Origin of the sequence: Pseudomonas sp. UBA7530, from assembly GCF_002479365.1 — a bacterium.
Classification (GTDB): domain Bacteria; phylum Pseudomonadota; class Gammaproteobacteria; order Pseudomonadales; family Pseudomonadaceae; genus Aquipseudomonas.
The window spans coordinates 335,584-358,205 of the sequence record NZ_DLMS01000011.1; the positions used below are offsets into that span (position 1 = coordinate 335,584).

Genomic DNA, 22,622 nt, shown 5'->3' on the forward strand with positions numbered 1-22,622 from the left:
CTATATTGATCTGCAGGAGGTCATTATGAGCACTCAGAAGCTCATAAGAATCCGCTGTCGTTCAATTTAGCAGAGAGGGCATAGCCATGTCTCACACATACCTGACTACCGAGGAACTGGCCACGCGCATGAAGTACGACGCGCGCACCATCCGTAATCGCTTGAAAGATTCAGTCCTCCTGGAAGGGATTCACTACTTCCGCCCCTTTGGCGGCCGCAAGATTCTTTTCATCTGGGAAGCAGTCGAAGAAGACATGCAGAAATTCTCGCGGACTTCCGGGCTGGTGCCGATGGCCGGCGGGGGTATCTGCCATGGGTAAGATTCGAGCGCGTGCAGACAACGAAAAGTTGTTCTTTGACTTCACCTACCTGGATCAGCGCTGCCGCGAGCAGACCACGCTGCCTGATACGCCCGCAAACCGGAAAAAACTGCAGAAGATCCTGGAGCGCATCGAAGCAGAAATCACCCTTGGGAGCTTCGACTATGCCACCTACTTTCCTCAAAGCAGCAAAGTACTGGAGATCAGTAGGCTGCAGGCTGGCTGTGCATCGCTGAAAACACCGCTGTTCAGGGATTTTGCCGAACTGTGGTTTGAGGAGATGAGGGTCGAGTGGCGTGAAACGCACGCCAAAACCGTACGGCTTACTCTCGATAAGCATTTGCTGCCTGAGTTCGGCAAAAAAGAGGTCAGCGCCATCACCAAAGCAGAACTTTTGTCCTTCCGCTCGGCACTCGGCAAAGTCCCCGGGCAGAAAGGTCAGAGTCTGACAGCGACGCGAATCAACCACATCATGACGCCATTGCGCATGATCCTTAGTGAGGCAGCTGACCGCTTCGAGTTTACCTCGCCATACCTCAACATCAAATCACTGAAAGTCCCGAAGACAGACGTGGAGCCCTTCACCCTGGATGAAGTGCTGCAGATCCTCAGCACAGTGCGTGAAGATTTCCGCAATTACTACACGGTGCGTTTCTTCACCGGCATGCGCACAGCCGAAGTTGATGGTTTGCAGTGGAAGTACGTCGACTTTCAGCGGCGGCAGATTCTGATCCGTGAAACCTGGGTGGGCGGCAAGCTCGACTACACCAAGAACGACGGCTCACAGCGTGAAATCGACATGTCCGAGCCGGTTTACCAGGCCCTCATCGGCCAGCGGGAGAAAACCGGCAGCGGCCAGTTCGTCTTCTGCACCCGCGAAGGTACGCCGCACGCATACCGCAACATTAACGACCGGGTTTGGTACCCGCTGCTGCGCCACCTGGGTTTGCGCAGGCGGCGCTCCTACCAAACCCGCCATACAGCCGCGACCCTCTGGCTGGCGGCTGGTGAAAACCCAGAGTGGATCGCCCGGCAGATGGGACACACCACCACCGAGATGCTGTTCCGTGTCTATTCGCGCTATGTGCCCAACCTGACGCGGCGTGATGGCAGTGCCTTCGACAACCTGATCAAAGCCAATCTCAAGGCCTGAGGAGTTCCACCATGAAACTGATCAAACGTGACAACGTAACCCCTCTGTATCCATCGATGGAGGCTCGCGAGCATAAGTACCTCAAGCATCTGGCTTCAGCCATGAGTCACTACCTCGAGAACCCCCATGGCACTGAGCTTGTTTGCATCCTGGGCTCTGGCTACGAGAAGGATAACCGGCATGCCCTCGAAACCTGGGTCGCCTACCACCGCAACGAAGTTTTCGAAAAACGCCTGGAGGGGCGTAGCCCGCTGGATTACCTGATCGAGAAGCTTGAAAGCCTGTTGGCTAACTAAGTTCACAAGGGGCCGAAAGGCCCCTTCATCGTTCTACCCCGGCAGCAGCTCATACCAATATTTGCTGGGAGCAAAAGCCGCGCTGTTGCTACAGCTCAACTTGAACATCCAGTCAGGCAGTTAAAGACCCGGATTGAAGGATTGGTTTACTATCCGGACGCGAACCAGAGCACATTTTTCTCTTGCCCGCAGATGGGCAAGAGGGAGGCCGGGAGAACAGGGACAGTGGTAAACAAGCAACGCGTATTGGCCAGTTGGGTTGGCGGGAATGATCTCAAGGCAGTCGCAGGCACTGAGGCAGGCCCGATTCTGGCGACCCTTAACACGGTTTCCGTTGATAGCGTCGAGCTTCTGTGCTCATACCCTGCCGAGCGCGTTGAGCCCTACCTGGCCTGGCTGCGCGGTCAGGTAGATGTACCGATAACCGCACATTACGTTTCCCTGTCCTCGCCCGTTCATTTCGGCGAGATCTACCAGGCCGCCAGTCAGCATTTAAAGCGCCTCAATACTCCCGCAAACCAGCTCTCCATTCTGCTCAGCCCCGGCACGCCGGCCATGCAAGCGGTGTGGATTCTGCTGGGCAAAACCCGATACCCGGCGACCTTCTTCCAGTCCTCCCTTGAACAAGGCGTGCAGCAGGTTGAGGTGCCGTTTGAGATCGCCGCCGAGTATGTGCCAGCCGCCACTGCCATCAGCACCGACAAGCTGGTTCAGCTCGCCGGGCTGGATGCGCCTGTGGATGCAGCCTTCGACAGCATCGTGACGCAGAGCGAGCGCATGCTGGTGCTCAAGGCGCAGGCGCAAATACTCGCGGCGAAGCAGGTGCCGGTGCTGATTTACGGCGAAACCGGCACCGGCAAAGAGCTGTTTGCCCGCGCTATTCACAATGCGGGTCCACGTTCTGCTGCACCCTTTGTGGCGGTGAACTGCGGTGCCATCGTGCCGGAGCTGATCGACTCCACCCTGTTTGGCCACAAGAAGGGCGCATTCACCGGCGCGATTGCCGATCGGCCTGGGGTGTTCCAGCAGGCCCATGGCGGCACGCTGTTTCTCGATGAGTTCGGTGAGCTGACGCCGGATGTGCAGGTGCGACTGCTGCGTGTACTGCAGGAAGGCACCTTCACCCCAGTCGGCTCCAACCAGGAGTTCAAGGTCGATGTGCGGCTGATCACCGCCACCCACCGCAACCTGATGCAGGAAGTCGCTCACGGGCGCTTCCGTGAAGACCTGTTCTACCGCATTGCTGTGGGTGTTCTGCACCTGCCGCCACTCAGAGAGCGCGAAGGTGACCTGCTGTTGCTGTCCGAAGCGCTGCTGGCAGGCATTGCCAGCCAGGACACCAGTCTCGGCGATAAGAAAATTTCCGCAGAAGCAAAAAATCTTATCCTTCAGCATCCCTGGCGTGGCAACGTTCGTGAGCTGCAATCCACCTTGTTGCGCGCAGCGCTCTGGTGTCAGGGTGATTTGATTACTGCCCACGATATCGAGCAGGCACTGTTCAAGCTGCCGCAAGCGCAGGCTGATGTATTGGCCATGGATGTTACCCAAGGTATTGATCTGCAACAGGTAATGGCTGAGGTGGCAGGGCATTATCTGCGCAAGGCGCTGACGCTTACCGGCAACAACAAAACCCGTGCTGCCAGCTTGCTAGGTCTGAAAAGCCAGCAAACGCTGAGCAATTGGATGGACAAATACGGCATCGAATAAAACTGGCACGGTCCTCGCTATAGGACCGACATGGACAGAATCGCCTTTATGAAATCAGTCAACTTCGAGTTCCTCCGCTCCGGCAACGAGCTGCTGGCCAACCTCGCCGGGCTTGCCGAGGCTGTTCTGCACATCGATCCGGGCAGCGCGCTCACCCGTCTACGCAGCTTTGCCGAAGAGCTGACCAAAGCCATCTACAAGGAAGAACTGCTGCCGCGCATGCCGCAGTCGAGCTTCTACGACCTGGTGAAAAATCCGGTGTTTGTCGATTGCGTCAGCAAGCCGCTGGTGCACCAGATCAACTTCCTGCGCATCCAGGGCAACGACACCGCCCACGGTGCCGAAGGTGATTTGCGCAATGCCCAGCTGGCCCTGAAAACGGCCTACCAACTGGCCATGTACATGGCCATCAAGTATTACGGCACCGCGCAGGCTTCGATCCCCGCATTTGCCGAGGTCAAAGACCCAACGGCGATGCTGGCCAGCCTGCAGAAAACCGTCTCCAGCTATGAGAAGGAACTCAACCAGCAGCAGGAAGCGCTGCAGAGCGTGATGGACAAGCTGGAGCAGGAGCGCACCCGCCACCTCGACAAGGTCGACCCGCCCGCCAAGCCTGACCAGCAAAAGCGTCAGCAGCAGAGCCAGAAGGTGGCCGATAGCCTGCAGTGGAACGAGGCCAAGACCCGCGCATTGCTGATCGACGCCATGCTCTTGCAAGCCGGTTGGGATGTCAGCAACCCCGCACAGGTCGGCCAGGAAGTGGAGGTCGACTTCCCCGGCAACGTCTCCGGCAAGGGCCGAGCTGACTACGTGCTATGGGGCGACAACGGTCAGCCCCTGGCCGTGATCGAGGCCAAGAAATCCGGCAATGTCAGCCTGCAAGCCGGGCGCGAACAGGCCCGCATGTACGCCGACGGCTTCGAGCGCATGGGCATGCAGCGCCCGGTGATTTTCTACAGCAACGGCTACGAAACCTTTATCTGGGACGATAAGCAGTACAACACCTACCGCCCGGTGTACGGCATCTACAGCAAGGACAGCCTGGAATACCTCGCCTATCAGCGCCAGTACCGCGTCCCAGCGCTGGAGAAACACAACCCCGAGCTGAGCATTGCCGACCGCCCTTACCAGATCGAAGCGATCAAAACCGTCGCCGCGCACTTCCAGCAGCAGCGCCGCAAGGCCCTGATCATTCAGGCCACCGGCACCGGCAAAACCCGTGTGGCCATCGCCCTGGCTGAATTGCTGCTGCGCACCGGCTGGGCCAAACGTGTGCTGTTCCTCTGTGACCGCAAAGAGCTGCGCGTGCAGGCTGATGAGGCCTTCAAGCAAAACCTGCCCAGCGAGCCGCGCTGTGTGATCGGCGAAACCGGCAAGGTCGACCAGACCGCGCGCATCTACATCGCCACCTACCCGGGCATGATGAACCGCTTCGCCCAGCTTGATGTGGGCTTCTTCGACCTGATCATCGCCGACGAAAGCCACCGCAGCATCTACAACAAGTACCGCGACCTTTTCGACTACTTCGATGCGCTGCAGGTCGGCCTCACCGCCACTCCGGTGAAGTTCATCAGCCGCAACACCTTCGATATTTTCGACTGCGAAACCACCGACCCGACCTTCGAGTTCGGCCTCGATGCTGCCATCAATAATGAGCCGCCGTATCTGGTGCCATTCCGCGTGAAGGACCTCACCACGGACTTCCTACGCGATGGCATCCACTACAACGACCTCAGCGAAGATCAGAGGCGCCAGCTCGAAGAGGACCTCGGCGAGGAGGAGGCCAAGCGCACCACCATCGCCGGCAAAGACATCGGCCGCAAAATCTTCAGCGAAGACACCGACCGCATCATCCTGGAAAACCTGATCAACAACGGCATCAAGGATGAGACCGGCTCACTGGTCGGCAAAACCATCGTCTTCGCCCAGCGTCAGGACCACGCCGAGCACCTGGAAAAGCTCTTCTGCAAGCTCTACCCGCAGTACGGCACCAAGGTCTGCAAGGTCATCCACAACGCCATCCCGCATGTGGACACCCTGATCAAGGAATTCAAAAAGCCAGACAACGACTTCCGCATCGCCATCTCGGTCGACATGCTCGACACCGGCATCGACGTGCCGGAAGTGGTCAATCTGGTGTTCGCCAAACCGGTCAAATCCTGGGTCAAGTTCTGGCAGATGATCGGCCGCGGCACGCGCCTGCGCCCCAACCTGTTTGGCCCCGGTAAAGACAAAACCGAGTTTTTGATCTTCGACCACTACGGCAATTTCGATTTCTTCGAGCAGGAGTATCAGGAGCCGGAAGACACCGGCAGCAAATCCCTGCTGCAAACCACCTTCGAAGCCCGCCTGGCGCTGGCCCAGGCCGCCCTGCGTCATAACCATGCCGCCGCCTTTGATGCCGCCATTGCCCTGTTGCGTGCTGACATTAACGACTTGCCCGACACCAGCGTGGCGGTAAAGCGTGAACTGCGCGCCGTGCACCAGTTGCAACAAACCCAGCAGCTGCAACAGTTCGATGGCAAAACCCAGCACCTGCTGGCCAACACCATAGCCCCGCTAATGTCCGCCCGCGTGCTACGCGACAAAAACGCCACTGCGCTGGATAAGCTGATCGCCGGTATTCAGTGCTGCCTGGTCGAGCAGGCCACCTGCTTCGAGGACGGCAAAATTGCCCTGCTGGCCGAGCTGGACAAGCTCGCTGTGAATATTCAGGCCGTACGCCAGAAGGATGCCCTAATCGCCGAAGTCCGCAGCGCCGAGTTCTGGCTGCAGCCGGGCATCGACAAGCTGGAAAACGCCCGCCAGGAACTGCGCGGCATCATGAAATACCGGCAAACCGGCACTCTGCCGGGTTCCGGTATAGAAACCACCAAAACCAAGGATGGCAACCTGCTGGGCGACGAGCGCGCGGTTTATATCAACGGTGCCAGCGAGGCCATGATCTACCGCCGCCGTCTCAAGGACATCCTTGCCGGTATGCTCGCCGCCAACCCGACCCTGCAAAAAATCCACAAGGGCGAACCGATTGCCGAAACCGAGCTGAAAACCCTGACCTCGACCATCCTCACCAGCCACCCCGGCGTCAGCCTCGAGGTGCTCAATGAGTTCTACGGTCGTACAGCGGATCAACTGCACCTCACCGTGCGCGAAATCATCGGCCTGGATACCCATGCCATCGAGGAACACTTCAAACAGTTCCTCCATGCCCATCCCAGTCTCACCGCCCAGCAGGTGCGCTTTATGAACCTGCTGAAAAACTACATCGCCCAGCACGGCAGCATCGTGATTGAAACCCTCTACGACGCGCCGTTTTCCAGCATCTCCCACGAGGGCATCGACGGCGTGTTCGCCCCCGCCGATGTCACCGAGCTGGTGGCCGTGCTTAAGCCCTTTTTGCGCGGGGATATTTACGTTGAGCTCTATGAGATAGCGATTCGTCGAGCAGGCCAGGCACAGCTCGCGGAAAAGTCCGGATGCCCAGACCGCCTGGACCCGAACAAGAGCTATGCAACAACTCCCCTAAAATCAGGCAAGGCCGAAATCAGCTGTTCAATTGTGGTCGACGTGGAATTGCCCGATGACGTTGCCGGTTTTATCGGGAAGGCTTCGATGCATTGCTGGAGTACTACCAGCATGGCCATTGCAAAGTCTTCAGCCCCAATAACGTTAAAGCAGCCTAAGGAATGACAATGTCCAATCCGGAAGTTGAAAGCGTTGTACAAGAGGCGATGGATGCGTTTTGGGCGGTAGTTGCCAAGCGCTATCCAGAAGCCAAATCAGGTGATCTGTCGCCTGGGCGGGTTTTCTCTTTTGAGGCCGAGGCTACTTCGGCGGTGGAAGAGTGGAAGCTGTCCAACGTGAAGTGAGCATTTCGCTCAGTAAACTTAAAAGTCCAACCGGCATGCACCTCCCGGTTGGGGGTTGCATGCCGGTTCACAACTGGAGCCACACCATGCAGCCTTCACTCAAAATCAGCGCCACTCAAGCCCCTCAGCTTTTGCTGGATGCGCCTTACAAGAAATCGTTTGAGCCGATTCCACGGAAGGAGCTAGATGCCATTCGTTGCTTCTTCTACATCAACCCCATGGTTGCCGAGGAAGATCTGCAGCAGTTTGACAACTGGTTCTTGCAGCTTCGTCGCAAACCCGAGGTTTACTCCATTAGCCGCTATCGACAAGTAACTTTTCACGCCACTATCGGTGGTGATCATGAACCTGTCGACTGGCTGATCTATCGCACCTGGGCCAACACGTTCCATTTGCGTTACGAGGAGATTCTCAAGGCGATCGGATTGAAAGCAACTAGTCCGTTCATCCATCCTGAAAAGCAATTCATGGTCACCGCCATGATGCTAACGCAGGGTGTTCGACCGAAGGCGCTGGCTGAGTGCACTCTCCCGAGTGTGCTGAGCTAGTCGTCGGTTCATGCTGTAAACAAGACGCCCCCGGATGTATTGGGGGCTGTCTTTGCAGGACCTTTATGAATGCACCTGAAGCAGGTATATTCATAAGCATTCCTGGCCCCTCTATGTGAGTGGCTTGAATCCCAGCTGGTGGTTTACCAGCACTTAACAGGACATCCGTCCTCAGCCCTTACCGGTGTGTTTCCCCGGTTGGGGAGCATGCCGGTCTCGTTTTAGGAGATTCGCCATGCAAGCTAAAAACTCCCCATTCCAGGTTCTCGTGATTCTTACTCAGGAAGACATCGCGACCTTTCGTATGGGCAAAAAACCGCACAACGTCATCGAGTCCGATTTTGCCACTCAGGCCGAATTAGACGCGTATGTGAGTGGCTTCGATGTTTACGACGACGCCGAGGTTGGGCTCGAAGAGTTGAACGTTATTGGCTCCAAAGTGACTTTCAACGTGATCGAAGGAAATTCTGTCATCGAGCATCATTGCGAGGAGTTCAGCACCCCAGCTGAAGCCGAAGCTGTTGCTGCTGACCGAAAACTGACCCAGTAGAGGCTGTTCTGCCGACTGAAAACTGACCCAGGTGTTCAACTACTTCTGCTCAATTTTTGAGCAGGAGAACACAGGGTGATCAGTATGGAAATGATGGGCAAAATTCGCCGGATGTATTTCCGCGACAAGCTGTCGCTGCATGAGATAGCCAAGCGCACCGGGTTGGCGCGCAACACGATTCGCAAGTGGGTCAGAGCACCTGAGGCCAAGCCGCCGGTCTACCAACGCCGCGCGATCTTCAACAAACTCAGCCCTTTTCACGCCACGCTGGAGCAGGCGCTAAAAGCCGATTCGCTGCGGCCCAAGCAACAGCGGCGCAGTGCCAAGGCGCTGTTGGCGCAAATCAAAGCCGAAGGTTATGACGGTGGCTACAGCCAGCTCACCGCGTTTATCCGTGCCTGGCGAGGGGGACAGGGCAAGGCGTCGCAGGCCTTTGTGCCGCTGACCTTTGCTCTTGGCGAGGCGTTTCAGTTTGACTGGAGCGAGGAAGGCTTGCTGGTCGGCGGCATTTACCGGCGTATGCAGGTGGCACATCTGAAGCCGTTATTTGGCCGCGCTCGATGCAGCTGATCGGCATATTCCTAGCGCCTCGGAGCCAGACACCGCAAGCCTGGAAGAGAAAATCGCCAAGCTCAAAGCGCAGATGAAAGAGTTTCAGGGGATAGAAGTTCAGCTCAACGAATCGCCAGATAAACAGGTTTCGCTGACCGACCCGGATGCCCGTTCGATGATGACGCGCGGCAGCGGGATCGTCGGCTACAACGTACAGACGGCGGTCGATACGCAGCACCATTTGATCGTTGCTCACGAGGTCACCAACAGCGGTTCAGACCGTGACCAACTCAGCTCAATGGCGAAGCAAGCTCGGGAAGCCATCGGCTCAGAAACGCTGTCCGTAGTGGCTGACCGAGGCTATTTCAAAGGCGAGGAAATCCTGGCCTGTCACGACGCAAACATCACCGCCTACGTGCCGAAGCCGATGACCTCCAGTGCTAAGGCAGAAGGTCGATTCAACAAAGATGCCTTCGTGTATGACGCGACGAAAAATGAATACACCTGCCCGGCGGGAGAGGCACTGACCTGGCGATTTTCCAGCGTTGAGAAAGGCATGAATATGCACTGTTACTGGAGTTCTAAGTGCCAGAGTTGCGCGCTGAAAACCCAGTGCACACCAAGCACAAATCGTCGAGTAAGGCGCTGGGAGCATGAAGCTGTGCTGGAGGAAATGCAGCGTCGGTTGAACCAAGCGCCAGAGATGATGCGGGTTCGAAAACGGACTGTTGAGCATCCCTTCGGGACGCTCAAACAATGGATGGGCGCAACGCACTTCCTGACCCGAAAGCTGAACGGGGTGTGGCTCGGGAAAAGCGTGTGCTTGAGCAGCATAAAAACACGCTGACTGTGCACATTGATGATCTGGAAAGCCGCATAGAGCAGTTAACCAGTGCCCAGAAGACTCAGACGCCTTTCCCAGCCATGTCGCTGATGGATTCTGGAAAGGAATTTCGAGCAAGCATGGAGCACGAGTCCGTGCCTGGACTCAAACAGTTTGCTGAAGAGCTCCAGCATCGTATTGCTACGGCGGAAGAGCAGGTTGAGCTGTTTTATCCCCTTGAAGATATTCGCCTGCTGCTAGGCGGATTGGCTATGAGTCAGCTGCATGTCTTCCAGGGCATTAGTGGTACGGGTAAGACCAGTCTGGCGAAGGCTTTTGCCAAGGCCATGGGCGGCTTCTGTACCGATATTGCCGTCCAGGCGGGCTGGCGTGATCGGGATGATTTGCTCGGCCACTACAACGCCTTTGAGCGACGTTTCTACGAGAAGGATTGCCTGCAAGCCCTTTATAAGGCGCAAACACCGCGCTGGAGAGATACCTGTAATGTGATTCTTCTCGATGAGATGAACCTTTCTCGTCCCGAGCAGTACTTTGCAGAGTTTCTCTCGGCTCTTGAGAAAAACAATAGGGATGAGCGTCTGATCAGCCTTGCAGAGACGGCCATGCCCAATGCGCCTGTCATGCTGCGTGATGGGCGCAAGATTCTTGTGCCTAGCAACGTCTGGTTTATCGGTACCGCCAACCATGACGAAACAACCAATGAGTTGGCTGATAAAACCTATGACCGCGCGCATGTGATGACCCTGCCGAAGCAGGACCACCGCTTCACGATCAAACAATACGACCCCGCAAGTTTCTCGTATGCCTCTCTGAACAAAGCCTTCGACGAGGCATGCAATAAACATCGGCAGGAAGTCGGTGACCTCCTGAAGTGGCTCAGCGAGGATGATCTGACCAAGCAATTGGAAACAGATTTTGGGTTGGGTTGGGGAAATCGGTTTGAGAAGCAAGCGATGCGCTTCATTCCGGTCATTAAAGCGGCGGGTGGATCCGAGGGTGAAGCTCTGGACCATCTGTTGTCCACGCGTGTGATGCGCAAGGGTATTGCCTACTCGTTGCAGTATCAAGATCCGAACGCATTTTCCCGTGCGTTTAAGAGCTGGACCGGATGTTCGCCGCAACACTGGAGAAACACATCCTTTAGTTAGCTCCGCTCAACGATCAGGCGATGTTTGGTTGCAGGTGCAATCCTTCTGCTTAATAGGTCAAGGGGCAACCATCATCTCGAATGGTAATGCCGACGCGGCCAAGAACCTGCATGGCGCTGACTTCAATCGACTGGTAGTGAACAGCACCAATGAAGGCGGCTGGCTTTTCGTCGGCCCGGATCACAGATTAGGCCAGACGATAAGAGTGCTTCGTCGCACAGCCAAGCACAGCCTATGGGCTGTGCTTGGCCATTCCCATGGAGCCCGTTAATTTTCCGGTGCCTTATGTTGCTGTCTGCGATAGACCGCCGGACTACAGCCGGACCAGCGTTGAAAGGCATGGATAAATGCGGCTGATTCGGCATAGCCCAATTTCCCCGCAATAGTTTCTACCGATAGTTGGCTGTTCTCGAGTAGCTGCCGTGCGCGATTGAAACGCAACTCGTCCAGAATGCGTCGAAACGACGTCCCCAGGCTGCGCAGCTCATGGCGCAAAGTCCGTTCGGGAAATCCCAGAATCGCGGCCACCTCTGCAGCTGTAGGAAAGCCTTCAGTGAACAGAGCTAGGTGCGCGCACACCTGTTCAGCCAGGTTACTGCTGGCCTGCTCCTGTTTTTGCTGTTGCAACAATTGATCGCATTGCTGACGGTAAAGGGCTTTGGCAGTCGGATCGCCACTGGGTAGGTGCCACTGCAAGTGTTCGTTGTGCATCCAGAAACGCCCTTTGGTCGCGGCAAAGTTCACTGGGCAGCCATAGAACTGTTCATAGAGCTGGGCTTGCGCGGGTTTGGGGTAAGGAATGTCGACCTGAATGACATACAGGTCTTTGTGCAGACTGGTCTGAATGTCGCGTATGAACTTGTAGGTGCCGGCCATCTGGAGGTCGATCATCAGTCGCCGTGCCGGCTCTGCCAGCTTGAGCGGTGTCAGGGTCAGAGCACTGGTTTTTTCACCGGGATGAAAACCGAGCTCACTGAACAGATAGGTCAGTTGCTGATAACGCAACCCGCAGTGCATAACCTCAAAGACGGTATCGCAGCTCAACATAAGCAAGCCCAGAGAGCCGTAGCCGGCAAAGCCAACGCCATTGCCCATGCTCAGGCCTATGCTTGGTTCTTCCAGTTCTTCGGCCAACTCGCAGAGTAGGCGCAGTTCCAGATTGCGATCAATACGGGCATCGGGGGCTAGGTGCTCCAGGTTCAGACCATAGCGCTGCAGCAAGGGCGAGACATCCAAGCCCTGCTTATGCAGGCTCTTGATGATGTAGATAAGTCCGAGGATGGGATGACTGGCCATATTGGTTTTATTAGCTTGCCGAAATTATCAATTTATTCTCAACCCTAGCATATCCTCCGCAAATACAGGTTCCTAGACTGGCCGCGTTAAGTTCTCCTCCCGTCCAGGAATGCCTATGAACAGCTCAGCGCAAGCCGGTACCGGTGCCAGCAAAATTATCGATGTTGTCATCATTGGCTCAGGCTTTGGTGGCCTGGGCATGGCCATCAAGTTGCGCGAGACAGGCAATGAAAACTTTGTCGTGCTGGAAAAGGCCGACGAAGTAGGTGGCACCTGGCGGGAAAACAGCTATCCAGGTGCAGCCTGCGATGTGCAATCGCATCTGTATTCGTTCTCCTTTGCACCGAAGCACGACTGGAGCAAACGTTATGCCGGCTGGCAGGAAATCCAGCAGTACATCCTGGATACAACAGAAAAGTTCGGCATCCGTTCATTCGTACGCTTCAACCGTGAAGTCTGCGGTATGCACTTCGATCAGACCCAGGGGCTGTGGGCAGTCGACACCGTGGCAGGTGAGCAGTTTGTCGCCCGCCATGTGGTAATGGCTTCCGGCCCCCTTCATGTCCCGTCAATCCCTGCGCTGCCAGGACAAGAAAACTTCAAGGGTAGGATCTTCCACTCAGCGCAGTGGGACCATGATTACGACCTGGCAGGCAAGCATGTGCTGTCGATTGGCACGGGCGGCAGCGCTATCCAGTACGCTCCGGAAATTGCGCCTAAAGTGGCCAAATTACACATCCTGCAACGCACCCCTGCCTGGCTGATCCCACGTGATGAGCGGGCTTATGCCGGTTGGGAAAAACGCTTGTTTGCAAGCCTGCCTTTCACCCGATCGCTACACCGTGCACGGTTGTACTGGAGCAATGAAGCGCGCGTCTGGCCGCTGTTCGCCCCCCGGGTTGCTGCGGTTGTACAGAAGCTGGCCAAACTGTTTATCACGACCAAGGTGCGCGATCCGCAACTAGCCCGCCAACTGACGCCGGACTACACCTTTGGCTGCAAGCGTCTGCTGATTTCCAACAAATGGTTGCCGATGTTCAATCGCGACAATGTCGAGCTAGTCAGCGTGGGTATCCAAGAACTGCGCGAACACTCGGTTCTGCTACGCGACGGGCGTGAGCTGCAGGCTGATTGCATCATCCTCGGGACCGGTTTCGTTACTGACCCCCGGATCTACATGAAGAACTTTCCCTGCAAAGGCTTGCCCGGCCACGACCTGATGCAGGACTGGAAAAGCAATGCCGAAGCCTATTACGGCACCACCGTGACCGGTTTTCCAAACTTCTACCAACTGGTCGGTCCAAACACCGGCCTCGGACACAACTCGATCATTTTCATGATTGAAGCCCAGGTGCATTACGTCCTGCAGTGCATCAAACGCCTACAGGAAAAGGGTGCCGATTATCTGGATGTGAAGCCGCAAGTACAGCGTGAGTTCAACGAGAAACTGCAGACCAAGTTCGCCGGCACCGTGTGGTCATCCGGCTGCTCTAGCTGGTACCAGCAAGCCGACGGTAAAAACATCCTGCTCTGGCCAGGGTCCACCTGGCGCTTCTGGCTGAAAACTCGACGCGTGCGCGATGAGGATTATGTATTCGTCACATGTGCCAGTCAGCCGAAACAGGTCGAGGCGCTGAGCGAAGCTTCGAGTGCTGCCTGAAAACAACCTTTTAGATGTTTGCCATGACCAGCCAAAAGTGGACGTGTTACCTACACCAAGCAAGCGCTGATTGTGTGACTGCAAATCTTGTCCGCCCATTGTTCTTACCCACAGCCCACTTATTGGTTCGTCTGGGTGTGCTGCAGCAGATTTATCGAGGAAAACTTGCTCATGCATGAGTTCGATTACGTGATTGTGGGTGGTGGTTCAGCTGGTTGCGTGCTAGCCGCGCGCTTGAGCGAGGACCCGGCAATCAGCGTTTGCCTGCTCGAAGCTGGCGGTACGGGTAATAGTCAAATCGTCAACGTTCCCATGGGCATGGTAGCGATGATGCCGACCAGGCTGAACAACTGGTCCTTGCAGACCGTTGCTCAACCTGGTCTGAACGGTCGGGTCGGTTATCAGCCACGCGGCAAAATGCTGGGTGGCTCTAGCGGCCTCAACGCCATGGTTTACATCCGTGGGCACCGCTGGGACTACGACCACTGGGCCGAACTCGGCAACCTTGGCTGGTCCTATGATGAGGTGCTGCCGTATTTCATTCGCTCGGAAAACAATGAAACCCTGCGGGATCATTTTCATGGTCAGGGCGGCCCGCTCAACGTTGCTGAACTACGCACCGACAACCCCTTTCAGCAACACTATCTGGATGCCGCCAAGCAAGCCGGTTTCGCCCTAACTCGCGATTTCAATGGCGAGCAACAGGAAGGGGTCGGCATCTATCAGGCCACGCAGAAAAACGGTGAACGTTGCAGCGCCGCGCGCGCCTACCTGCACCCGCAAATTCATCGCGCAAACCTCAGTGTGATCACAGCTGCTTCGGCACGCCGCGTGCTGTTCGCCGAAAAACGCGCGATAGGTGTCGAGTACAGCAAAGGCGGTCAGATACGCCAGGTACACGCCCGTTGTGAAGTGCTGCTCAGTGCGGGAGCTTTCCAATCTCCACAGCTGCTGATGCTTTCTGGCGTCGGCGACAGCGCACAGTTGCGCCAAGTAGGTATCGAGCCATTGCACCATCTTCCAGGTGTCGGGCAGAACCTGCAGGATCACCCGGATTTTGTCTTTATTTATAAGGCTAAAAGCCACAGCCTATTCGGCCTGTCATTACTCGGCAGCCTGCGTATGCTCAAAGAGTTCTGGCGCTACCTGACTGGCCGCCGCGGCATGCTGACGAGCAACGTCGCCGAAGGGGGTGCCTTTCTCAAAACTGACTCAGCACTGCCCGCACCCGACGTGCAACTGCACTTTGCCACCGCACTGGTGGAAAACCATGCCCGCACCATTCGTTTGGGCCACGGCTACTCTTGCCACGTCTGTCTGTTGCGACCAAAAAGCCGCGGTAGCGTGAAATTGCGCAGCGCCAACCCGGATGATACGCCGCTCATTGACCCGAATTTTTTCGGCGAGTCGGAAGACCTCGAAACTATGGTCAAAGGTTTCAAATTGACCCGTCAGATCATGAATGCTCCGGCCCTGGCCGAACGACGTGTTGCCGAACTGCATACCGAGAATGTGCACAGCGACGAGCAAATCCGTCAGATTCTGCGCGAACGTAGCGATACGGTTTACCACCCTGTCGGCACTTGCATGATGGGCCAAGGCCCGTTGGCAGTGGTCGATGCCGAGCTACGCGTGCACGGCCTGCAAGGCTTGCGTGTGGTCGATGCCTCGGTCATGCCAACCCTGATCGGCGGCAATACCAACGCACCGTCGATGATGATCGGCGAGAAGGCAGCGGATCTTATCCGCACGTCTTACACAGCCGCGTATTCACGCACCAGTATTTCGCAGTCACTGGCTTAGTCGAAGCCGACTAAGCCCCATCAATTTTTCACCAGGAGCACCGTGATGAACCGTAATGATTTTCACAATAAGGTCGTCGTCATCACTGGCGCAGGCTCTGGTATCGGACGAGCACTGTCACTGCAGTTTGCTGCAGCCGGGGCCCGACTGGCGTTGTCCGATGTCAACCGCACCGGCCTGGACGAAACACTGGCATTGCTACCCGCCTCCAGTGAAGCTCGCGGCTACAGTGTCGACGTCTCCTCACGCGAGGCCGTATATACCCATGCCGAAGATGTTCGTCGTGACTTCGGTACCGCACACGTGCTGATCAACAATGCCGGTGCCGCTCTGATTGGCACTATCGCCCACACCAGCATCGAAGAGTTCGAGTGGCAGATAGGCATAAATCTGTGGGGGGGTAATCTACGGCACCAAGGCATTTATGCCGATGATGTTGGAACAACGTGATGGCTGCATCGTTAACATCTCTAGCATCTTCGGCCTGATTGGCTTTCCCCTGCAAGGTGCCTACAACATCTCAAAATTCGGCGTGCGTGGCTTTACCGAATGCCTTTGGCACGAATTGGAAGGTACCGGTGTACGGGCAGTTTGCGTCCATCCTGGCGGGATTAAAACCAATATCGGCAAGGCCGGACGTCTGGTGATGAATGCAGGCAAGGAAGAATCAATTTTCTCTGCCTTGGCCGACAAGATGCTGCTCACCTCACCGGAAGAGTGCGCCGCCGATATTCTCAAAGGTGTGCTCAGCGGCCAACGACGAATTCTCACTGGAAACAAGTCGAGCACAATGCACTGGCTCGCCCGGTTACTGCCTAACAGTTACCCAGCGATCATTCGCTTTATCGCGCGCTAAGCGCCGCCCGCTCGTGAAAATATGCACTGTGCTAGGAAACGGGTTTTCGCAGGGACTGGGCTTGCTGGCGAAAACCGAAGGACTGCACAAGACACCAAGCATTACTCAGAGAAAAACAAAAATGCCGAATAACCAACACGCAAACTCGCTGATCACCAAGGTCTTTTGGCTCGCAGGTGGCTACAACATTGTGGGTGTTCTGACGTTCTCACAGTTCTTCACTAATAGCCTGCTCTCGGCCACCGACCCAGCTGTCTTTTCCTGGCTGGGTCTGGTTTCCATCATGCTTTGGGGCGTGGCCTATACGTCTGTGGCCAAAGCCTATCGAGCTGTGCCTTATCTCGTGCTGCTGTTTTTCGTGGAAAAGATGCTCTACGTCCTGACCTGGCTGATGTGGCTTAGTAAAAATGCCAACACCCTGCCGGCGCTCTTTGCTGAATCGCCGCTGACCGCAATTTTCTATTCGATCTATGGCGCGGGAGACTTGGTCTTTGGCTTGTTCTTTCTGTGGGTGGCCTGCCATAGCCTGTCCCAAAAAAGCCTCTAAACGTCTGCGGCGCGCGATGTCTAGCCAGGAACCAATATGAACACACCTATCTCGAAACTGTGGCTGCTGTATGGCGCAACTGGTTACTCCGGAAAACTGATAGCGCAACAGGCGATACGCCAGGGGCTGCAGCCAATACTGGCTGGCCGCAGCACCGCCGTATACGAACTGGCCACTTCACTCGGCTTGTCGGCACGAGTGTTCGATCTCGCGGACCGCAAAGCGACCCTTGCGGCGCTACAAGCCATCGACCTCGTGCTCAATTGTGCCGGCCCGTTTTCCGCGACCGCGCAGGCGATGATCAAAGCCTGCCTTGCACGTAAAGCTCACTACCTCGATATCACAGGCGAGATCGCTGTATTCGAATACGCGCACAGCCAGCACGATGAAGCGCGCGAGCAAGGTATCGTACTTTGCCCAGGTGTCGGCTTCGATGTGATCCCAACCGATTGCATGGCTGCAGCCTTGAAAGAAACATTGCCCGACGCCTGCGAACTGATGCTCGGTTTCGATACCGCCAGCGGCCTCAGTCCCGGCACCTTGAAAAGTATGATCGAAGCCCTGCCGCTGGGCGGTATGGTGCGCCAGGATGGTCGCATCATCGGGGTACCGCTTGGTTATAAGATTCGCACAGTGGATTTCGGCTTTGGTCTGAAGAGCGCAGTCACCATCCCCTGGGGCGACATCTCGACCGCTTATCGCACCACCGGCATTCCGAACATAGAAACTTATATTGCTATACCGAAAACGGTCGCCTATCTCATGCGCTACTCAAACTGGACGCGTGGTTTGCTCAAGCGTCCGGCAGTGCAGCGCTTTCTCAAGCGCTGCATCGAACAATGGGTAAAGGGGCCCGATGCAGAACAACGCGCAACGCTGCGTACCGCTGTCTGGGGTCAAGCCAGGAACGAACACGGCGATATATGCAGCGCGCGTATCGAGACCGACAACGGTTATGCATTGACGATCACCGGGGCGCTGGCATTGACCCAGCATCTACTCGGTAGCGCTCCTGCGCAAGGCGGCCATTACACACCGGCCAAGCTTTGCGGCTGGCGCCTGATCGAAACCCTACCTGGGTCGGGAAAGATGCAGATAAGCATCTTGCCGAGCACGTCGACTGCCGTCTGACTATTCCCCCTACTTCTTATCGAGAGAAATCATCATGGTCGACAAGCATGTACGCATCCTGTTTGGTTCCGGTGCGCTATTCAACCTCATGGCCGGCTTGTCGATCCTGTTCGCCGGCCCGCTATTTGGTCGCCTTATCGGTATGGAGCCGCTACCGGGTCAGGGTTTCTTCGAGCAAGCGACCGGTTTTGCCATTGTTCTATTTGGCTGGATGTACTGGCTGGTAGGCCAGGCCCCCGTCAAATATCGGCCATATATCATGATCGGCATCATCGGTAAGCTTGGCACCGTCACCCTCGCCTTTTTCAATTACTGGACCGGCATGCTCAATTTGCCGCTGCCGTTGCTGACACTGGTAGACCTGATCTATGCCGCCCTGTTCTGGCGCTACCTGAGCGGCACCAGATAATCATGCAGACCTTCAAGACCAACACCGATCACCTTGCCTAGGGCGTCGCTCAAGGAAAAGGGGCCATTGCCTTATCCGACTAGAGCTGGCGACAGATGAGATCGAACGGGTGAGCTAAAGAGCAACTAAAGCCCCTGGCCATTGGGGCGATTTGCAAGGCCAACCACGGTGTACGGGCAAAGAACCAACAGAAAGTGCACCTAACGCAGTTGACCGACTGCCACGGCTGACTTCTGGTAACCCACACAGGGCACTCCTCATATAGCGGTAGTGTCTGGCGAAAACCGGCCGCTGGGCCACTCGTAGAATTACCGAGGTAGATACATGGCTGACTACAAAGCTCCCCTGCGCGATATGCGCTTCGTGCTCAATGAAGTGTTTGAAGTTTCCAAGCTGTGGGCCCAGTTGCCGGCCCTGGCTGAAGTGGTCGATGAAGACACTGCAGCGGCCATTCTCGAAGAAGCCGGCAAGGTCACCGGCGGCGTAATCGCCCCGCTGAACCGTAGTGGCGACGAAGAAGGTTGTTCCTGGGCCAACGGCGCGGTGAAAACCCCAGCCGGCTTCCCGGATGCCTACAAAACCTACGCCGAAGGCGGCTGGGTTGGCGTTGGTGGTGATCCGGTATTTGGCGGCATGGGCATGCCCAAGGCAATCTCGGCCCAGGTCGAGGAAATGGTCAACTCGGCCAACCTGTCCTTCGGCCTCTACCCGATGCTGACGGCCGGTGCCTGCCTGTCGATCAACGCACACGCCAGCGAAGAGCTGAAAGAAAAATACCTGCCGAACATGTATTCCGGCGTCTGGGCGGGCTCCATGTGCCTGACCGAGCCGCATGCCGGTACCGACCTGGGCATTATCCGCACCAAGGCCGAGCCGCAGGCTGACGGCAGCTTCAAGGTGTCCGGCACCAAGATCTTTATCACCGGGGGTGAGCACGACCTGACCGATAACATCATCCACCTGGTACTGGCCAAGCTGCCGGACGCCCCGGCCGGTCCGAAAGGCATCTCGCTGTTCCTGGTACCGAAGTTTATGGTCAACGCCGACGGTTCCCTGGGCGAGCAGAACAGCCTGTCCTGCGGTTCCATCGAACACAAGATGGGCATCAAGGCCTCGGCCACCTGCGTGATGAACTTCGACGGTGCCACCGGCTGGATCGTCGATGCGCCGAACAAGGGCCTCGCCGCCATGTTCACCATGATGAACTATGAGCGTCTGGGCGTCGGTATCCAGGGTCTGTCCCTGGGCGAGCGCAGCTACCAGAACGCCGTGGAATACGCCCGCGACCGTATCCAGAGCCGCGCGCCGACCGGCCCGGTAGCCAAGGACAAAGCCGCTGACCCGATCATCGTGCACCCGGACGTGCGCCGCATGCTGCTGACCATGAAAGCGCTGAACGAAGGCGGCCGTGCCTTCTCCAGCTACGTGGCCATGCAACTCGACACCGCCAAGTACAGCGAAGATGCCGCCACCCGTAAACGCGCGGAAGAGCTGGTTGCTTTGCTGACCCCGGTGGCTAAGGCCTTCCTCACCGATATGGCGCTGGAAACCACCACCCATGGCCAGCAGATATTCGGCGGCCATGGTTATATCCGTGAGTGGGGCCAGGAGCAGCTGATCCGTGACTGCCGCATCACCCAGATCTACGAAGGCACCAACGGTATCCAGGCCCTCGACTTGGTCGGCCGTAAAGTGGTCGGCAGCGGCGGTGCGTTCTACAAGCACTTCGCCGAAGAGATCAAAGCCTTCACCGATTCCGCCGACAGCAGCCTGGCCGAGTTTATAGAGCCGCTGAAAGGCGCCATCGCCAACCTGGAGCTGATGACCGCTGACCTGCTGGAACGCGCCAAGGCCAACCCGAACGAAGTCGGCGCTGCCTCGGTCGAGTACCTGCAGGTGTTCGGTTACACCGCCTATGCCTATATGTGGGCTTTGATGGCACGCACCGCGCTGGCCAAGCAGGATCAGGACGAGTTCTACGTGAGCAAACTGGGCACCGCGCGCTTCTTCTTCGCCCGCCTGCTGCCGCGTATCCACTCGCTGACTGCGTCGGTCAAGGCCGGTAGCGAAAGCCTGTACCTGCTCGACGCTGCACAGTTCTAACGATTGAGCGTTACGCGGGACCCGCACTTGGGCCCGCGCTTTTTATCTGTTTGCATTTGCCTACATTGCGGTGAGGGCTAACTAGCTGACACCTCAGCCAAGACCGCCAGCGAAAGCCTGTACCTACTAGATGCCGCAAGGTTCACCACCGCCTTGGTCGGTGCCCTAGCCACCCGGTTGGTGCGACCGGCTCGCGGCTCACTCTCATCCTGATCAACTCGCGACAGAACACCAGTGGTAAGCGTGGCGAAACTACCTTTTGCATTAGCGACGGCGAAGCTGGAAGGGTGTATGCCTCTCCCCCGCCCCTTACACCGCTTCGGCCAGCCGAAACGCAACGATGGCTCCAACCGAAGGCGGGAGAAAGTCCGCGAGGATGACCGCCACGAACAAATCCTGGCAAACCGCCGTTACGCCCCGCTAGAGCACTTGGCTCCCATCAAGTTTCTGACTCTCGAGAATCTGGATCGCCAGCTCATCCATATCGATGATGCTGCGCGTTAGATAGAACTCGATGCCACCAGAGGGTTGGTGGACGCTCTTGCTCAGTAACTGGCCGCGTACGAAGCGGTAGTTTTTGTGAATCGCCTCGAAACTTTTGGCGAACTCCTCATGACGTTTGATCAACTGTACGAAACGTTCATTGATGGCTGAGTCCTGCGCTTCAAGTTGCGTATCACTCATGCCAACGGAGCTACCAGCTGCCAGAGGGTAGGAGCGAATCTGGTAGTTCAGCAACATGTGAGACATCGCCAGGCTCTGCTGATGCAGCTCACGAGCCCTCTCAAATCTTGCCCCACTCTGCTGGCGATATTGCTCATCGGCCCAGGACTCTGCCTGACGTTGTAATTCCAGCAGGTGCATGAGTTTTTCTGGATACAGGCCGGCATCCTGCCGTGGCATGCGCTCCAGGCTTTTCATCAGCCCTTGCATGCTGCGCTGAATCTCGACCATATGAGATGGCTGGCCGAGCTGCACCGTTCGCGTGTGTAAGCGCATCAGGCTGTCGTAATTAGAGGCCAACGCGCGAGGATCGGGCGACTTGATCGCGGGGTTGAAGTAAAGCATCGCGCTGGAACAAAGCAGGTAGCTACGTGTGCGAATTTCGTGGAGAAACTGCAGCCTCTGGTCATCCGCCCAAGTATCTGCAGAGCACAACATCCAAAACATCAGAAGAATACCGGCTCGCATACCCCCTCCCCGCCCACTCGTTGATGAGTGGTATGGAACGGTCTTTCTCTAGCTTTTCCGCCCCCCAAAGTCGGGGGGTGGCAAGTAAGCCAAACCTCCTCAGGATCACCGGGTAGAGATTCAACGATACCGCCCGCCGTCCACCTCGAGGAATAACAATATGTTGTACGAAAGCATCGATACTGCCGCCATCAATGACGAAGATATGCCATGGGTGCCATTCACGCCCTACAGCAATGAGGTTTTCATCAAATACATCAAGTGCGATCCGGTTCGCGGCGAGACTATCACCCTGCTCAAAGCCCCTGCGGGCACTACCCTGCCCAAGCATTACCACACCGGCACCGTGATCGTTTACACCATCAAAGGTGGCTGGAAGTACCTCGAGCATGACTGGGTATCCAAACAGGGCGGAGTAGTGTTCGAAACCGCAGGAACCAGCCACACCCCTATCGCCCTTGCCGAGTATGGCGACGAGATCATCACCCTGAACATCACCCAGGGCGATCTGCTGTATTACGACGAGAACGACAACATTTGCGCCATCGAAAACTGGAAGTCCAGCGTGGAGCGCTATCGGGCCTTCTGCGCTACCAATGGCATCGAAGCCAAGGACATAACCAGCTTCTCGGTCTGAGC

At 56.6% G+C, this 22,622-nt stretch carries 20 protein-coding genes and 2 pseudogenes; 20 read left to right on the forward strand and 2 right to left on the reverse strand.

Annotation, left to right across the window (positions count from 1 at the left end; genetic code table 11):
- The first annotated feature begins 86 nt into the window (after positions 1-86).
- From B2U07_RS15505 to B2U07_RS15555, 11 genes and pseudogenes are all read left to right on the forward strand, one after another.
- Entirely contained in the window at positions 87-320 is a 234-nt protein-coding gene (locus B2U07_RS15505) for a hypothetical protein (RefSeq protein WP_019341962.1), read from the forward strand.
- A complete protein-coding gene (locus tag B2U07_RS15510; protein ID WP_296277269.1) occupies positions 313-1,473 on the forward strand; it encodes a site-specific integrase in 1,161 nt (386 codons plus the stop codon). The genes B2U07_RS15505 and B2U07_RS15510 overlap by 8 nt, the downstream gene beginning before the upstream one ends.
- Before the next feature lie 11 nt (positions 1,474-1,484).
- Positions 1,485-1,769, forward strand: a complete 285-nt coding sequence (locus tag B2U07_RS15515) for a hypothetical protein (protein ID WP_003160962.1) — start codon at positions 1,485-1,487, stop codon at positions 1,767-1,769.
- A gap of 141 nt (positions 1,770-1,910) precedes the next feature.
- Positions 1,911-3,476 carry a sigma-54 interaction domain-containing protein gene (locus B2U07_RS15520; RefSeq protein ID WP_296277277.1) on the forward strand — a complete coding sequence of 522 codons (1,566 nt, stop codon included), beginning with the start codon at positions 1,911-1,913 and terminating at the stop codon, positions 3,474-3,476.
- A 48-nt stretch (positions 3,477-3,524) separates the two neighbouring features.
- Entirely contained in the window at positions 3,525-7,166 is a 3,642-nt protein-coding gene (locus B2U07_RS15525; protein WP_296277280.1) for a DEAD/DEAH box helicase family protein, read from the forward strand.
- Between the two features lie 2 nt (positions 7,167-7,168).
- Complete coding sequence (locus tag B2U07_RS15530; protein ID WP_296277282.1) at positions 7,169-7,345, forward strand: hypothetical protein; 177 nt, start codon at positions 7,169-7,171, stop codon at positions 7,343-7,345.
- An 86-nt stretch (positions 7,346-7,431) separates the two neighbouring features.
- Positions 7,432-7,893 (forward strand): hypothetical protein, encoded by a 462-nt coding sequence (locus B2U07_RS15535; RefSeq protein WP_296277283.1) that lies wholly within the window; start codon positions 7,432-7,434, stop codon positions 7,891-7,893.
- Between the two features lie 235 nt (positions 7,894-8,128).
- Positions 8,129-8,443 carry a hypothetical protein gene (locus B2U07_RS15540; protein WP_296277285.1) on the forward strand — a complete coding sequence of 105 codons (315 nt, stop codon included), beginning with the start codon at positions 8,129-8,131 and terminating at the stop codon, positions 8,441-8,443.
- An 84-nt stretch (positions 8,444-8,527) separates the two neighbouring features.
- A pseudogene (locus B2U07_RS15545) lies at positions 8,528-9,001 on the forward strand (IS21 family transposase); the annotation flags it as partial.
- Positions 8,982-9,797: pseudogene (locus tag B2U07_RS15550) on the forward strand (transposase); the annotation flags it as partial. The pseudogenes B2U07_RS15545 and B2U07_RS15550, both read left to right, overlap by 20 nt.
- Before the next feature lie 17 nt (positions 9,798-9,814).
- Positions 9,815-10,987 carry an AAA family ATPase gene (locus tag B2U07_RS15555; RefSeq protein WP_296277287.1) on the forward strand — a complete coding sequence of 391 codons (1,173 nt, stop codon included), beginning with the start codon at positions 9,815-9,817 and terminating at the stop codon, positions 10,985-10,987.
- A gap of 267 nt (positions 10,988-11,254) precedes the next feature.
- Here the strand turns inward: B2U07_RS15555 and B2U07_RS15560 are convergent, their stop codons facing one another.
- Entirely contained in the window at positions 11,255-12,283 is a 1,029-nt protein-coding gene (locus tag B2U07_RS15560) for an AraC family transcriptional regulator (protein WP_296277288.1), read from the reverse strand.
- A gap of 115 nt (positions 12,284-12,398) precedes the next feature.
- Between B2U07_RS15560 and B2U07_RS15565 the strand changes: the two genes are divergently transcribed.
- The 8 genes from B2U07_RS15565 to B2U07_RS15600 all read left to right on the forward strand — a co-directional run bounded on the left by B2U07_RS15565 (position 12,399) and on the right by B2U07_RS15600 (position 20,792).
- Positions 12,399-13,943 carry a flavin-containing monooxygenase gene (locus B2U07_RS15565; protein WP_296277289.1) on the forward strand — a complete coding sequence of 515 codons (1,545 nt, stop codon included), beginning with the start codon at positions 12,399-12,401 and terminating at the stop codon, positions 13,941-13,943.
- A gap of 171 nt (positions 13,944-14,114) precedes the next feature.
- Complete coding sequence (locus B2U07_RS15570) at positions 14,115-15,746, forward strand: GMC family oxidoreductase (RefSeq protein ID WP_296277290.1); 1,632 nt, start codon at positions 14,115-14,117, stop codon at positions 15,744-15,746.
- 45 nt (positions 15,747-15,791) lie between these two features.
- A complete protein-coding gene (locus tag B2U07_RS15575) occupies positions 15,792-16,196 on the forward strand; it encodes an SDR family oxidoreductase (RefSeq protein ID WP_296277291.1) in 405 nt (134 codons plus the stop codon).
- On the forward strand, positions 16,177-16,602 hold the full coding sequence (locus B2U07_RS15580) for an SDR family NAD(P)-dependent oxidoreductase (protein ID WP_296277293.1): 426 nt from the start codon (positions 16,177-16,179) through the stop codon (positions 16,600-16,602). The genes B2U07_RS15575 and B2U07_RS15580 overlap by 20 nt, the downstream gene beginning before the upstream one ends.
- Positions 16,603-16,663: 61 nt before the next feature.
- Positions 16,664-17,149 (forward strand): hypothetical protein, encoded by a 486-nt coding sequence (locus B2U07_RS15585; protein ID WP_296277294.1) that lies wholly within the window; start codon positions 16,664-16,666, stop codon positions 17,147-17,149.
- Positions 17,150-17,197: 48 nt separating this feature from the next.
- On the forward strand, positions 17,198-18,280 hold the full coding sequence (locus B2U07_RS15590) for a saccharopine dehydrogenase family protein (RefSeq protein ID WP_296277628.1): 1,083 nt from the start codon (positions 17,198-17,200) through the stop codon (positions 18,278-18,280).
- Positions 18,281-18,314: 34 nt separating this feature from the next.
- Positions 18,315-18,689 carry a hypothetical protein gene (locus tag B2U07_RS15595; protein ID WP_296277295.1) on the forward strand — a complete coding sequence of 125 codons (375 nt, stop codon included), beginning with the start codon at positions 18,315-18,317 and terminating at the stop codon, positions 18,687-18,689.
- Between the two features lie 324 nt (positions 18,690-19,013).
- Entirely contained in the window at positions 19,014-20,792 is a 1,779-nt protein-coding gene (locus B2U07_RS15600) for an acyl-CoA dehydrogenase C-terminal domain-containing protein (protein ID WP_296277296.1), read from the forward strand.
- Positions 20,793-21,212: 420 nt separating this feature from the next.
- Here the strand turns inward: B2U07_RS15600 and B2U07_RS15605 are convergent, their stop codons facing one another.
- On the reverse strand, positions 21,213-21,983 hold the full coding sequence (locus B2U07_RS15605) for a hypothetical protein (protein WP_296277297.1): 771 nt from the start codon (positions 21,981-21,983) through the stop codon (positions 21,213-21,215).
- 160 nt (positions 21,984-22,143) lie between these two features.
- On the opposite strand from B2U07_RS15605, the gene B2U07_RS15610 reads away from it, so the two are divergent.
- On the forward strand, positions 22,144-22,620 hold the full coding sequence (locus tag B2U07_RS15610; protein ID WP_296277298.1) for a 2,4'-dihydroxyacetophenone dioxygenase family protein: 477 nt from the start codon (positions 22,144-22,146) through the stop codon (positions 22,618-22,620).
- Positions 22,621-22,622: the final 2 nt, after the last annotated feature.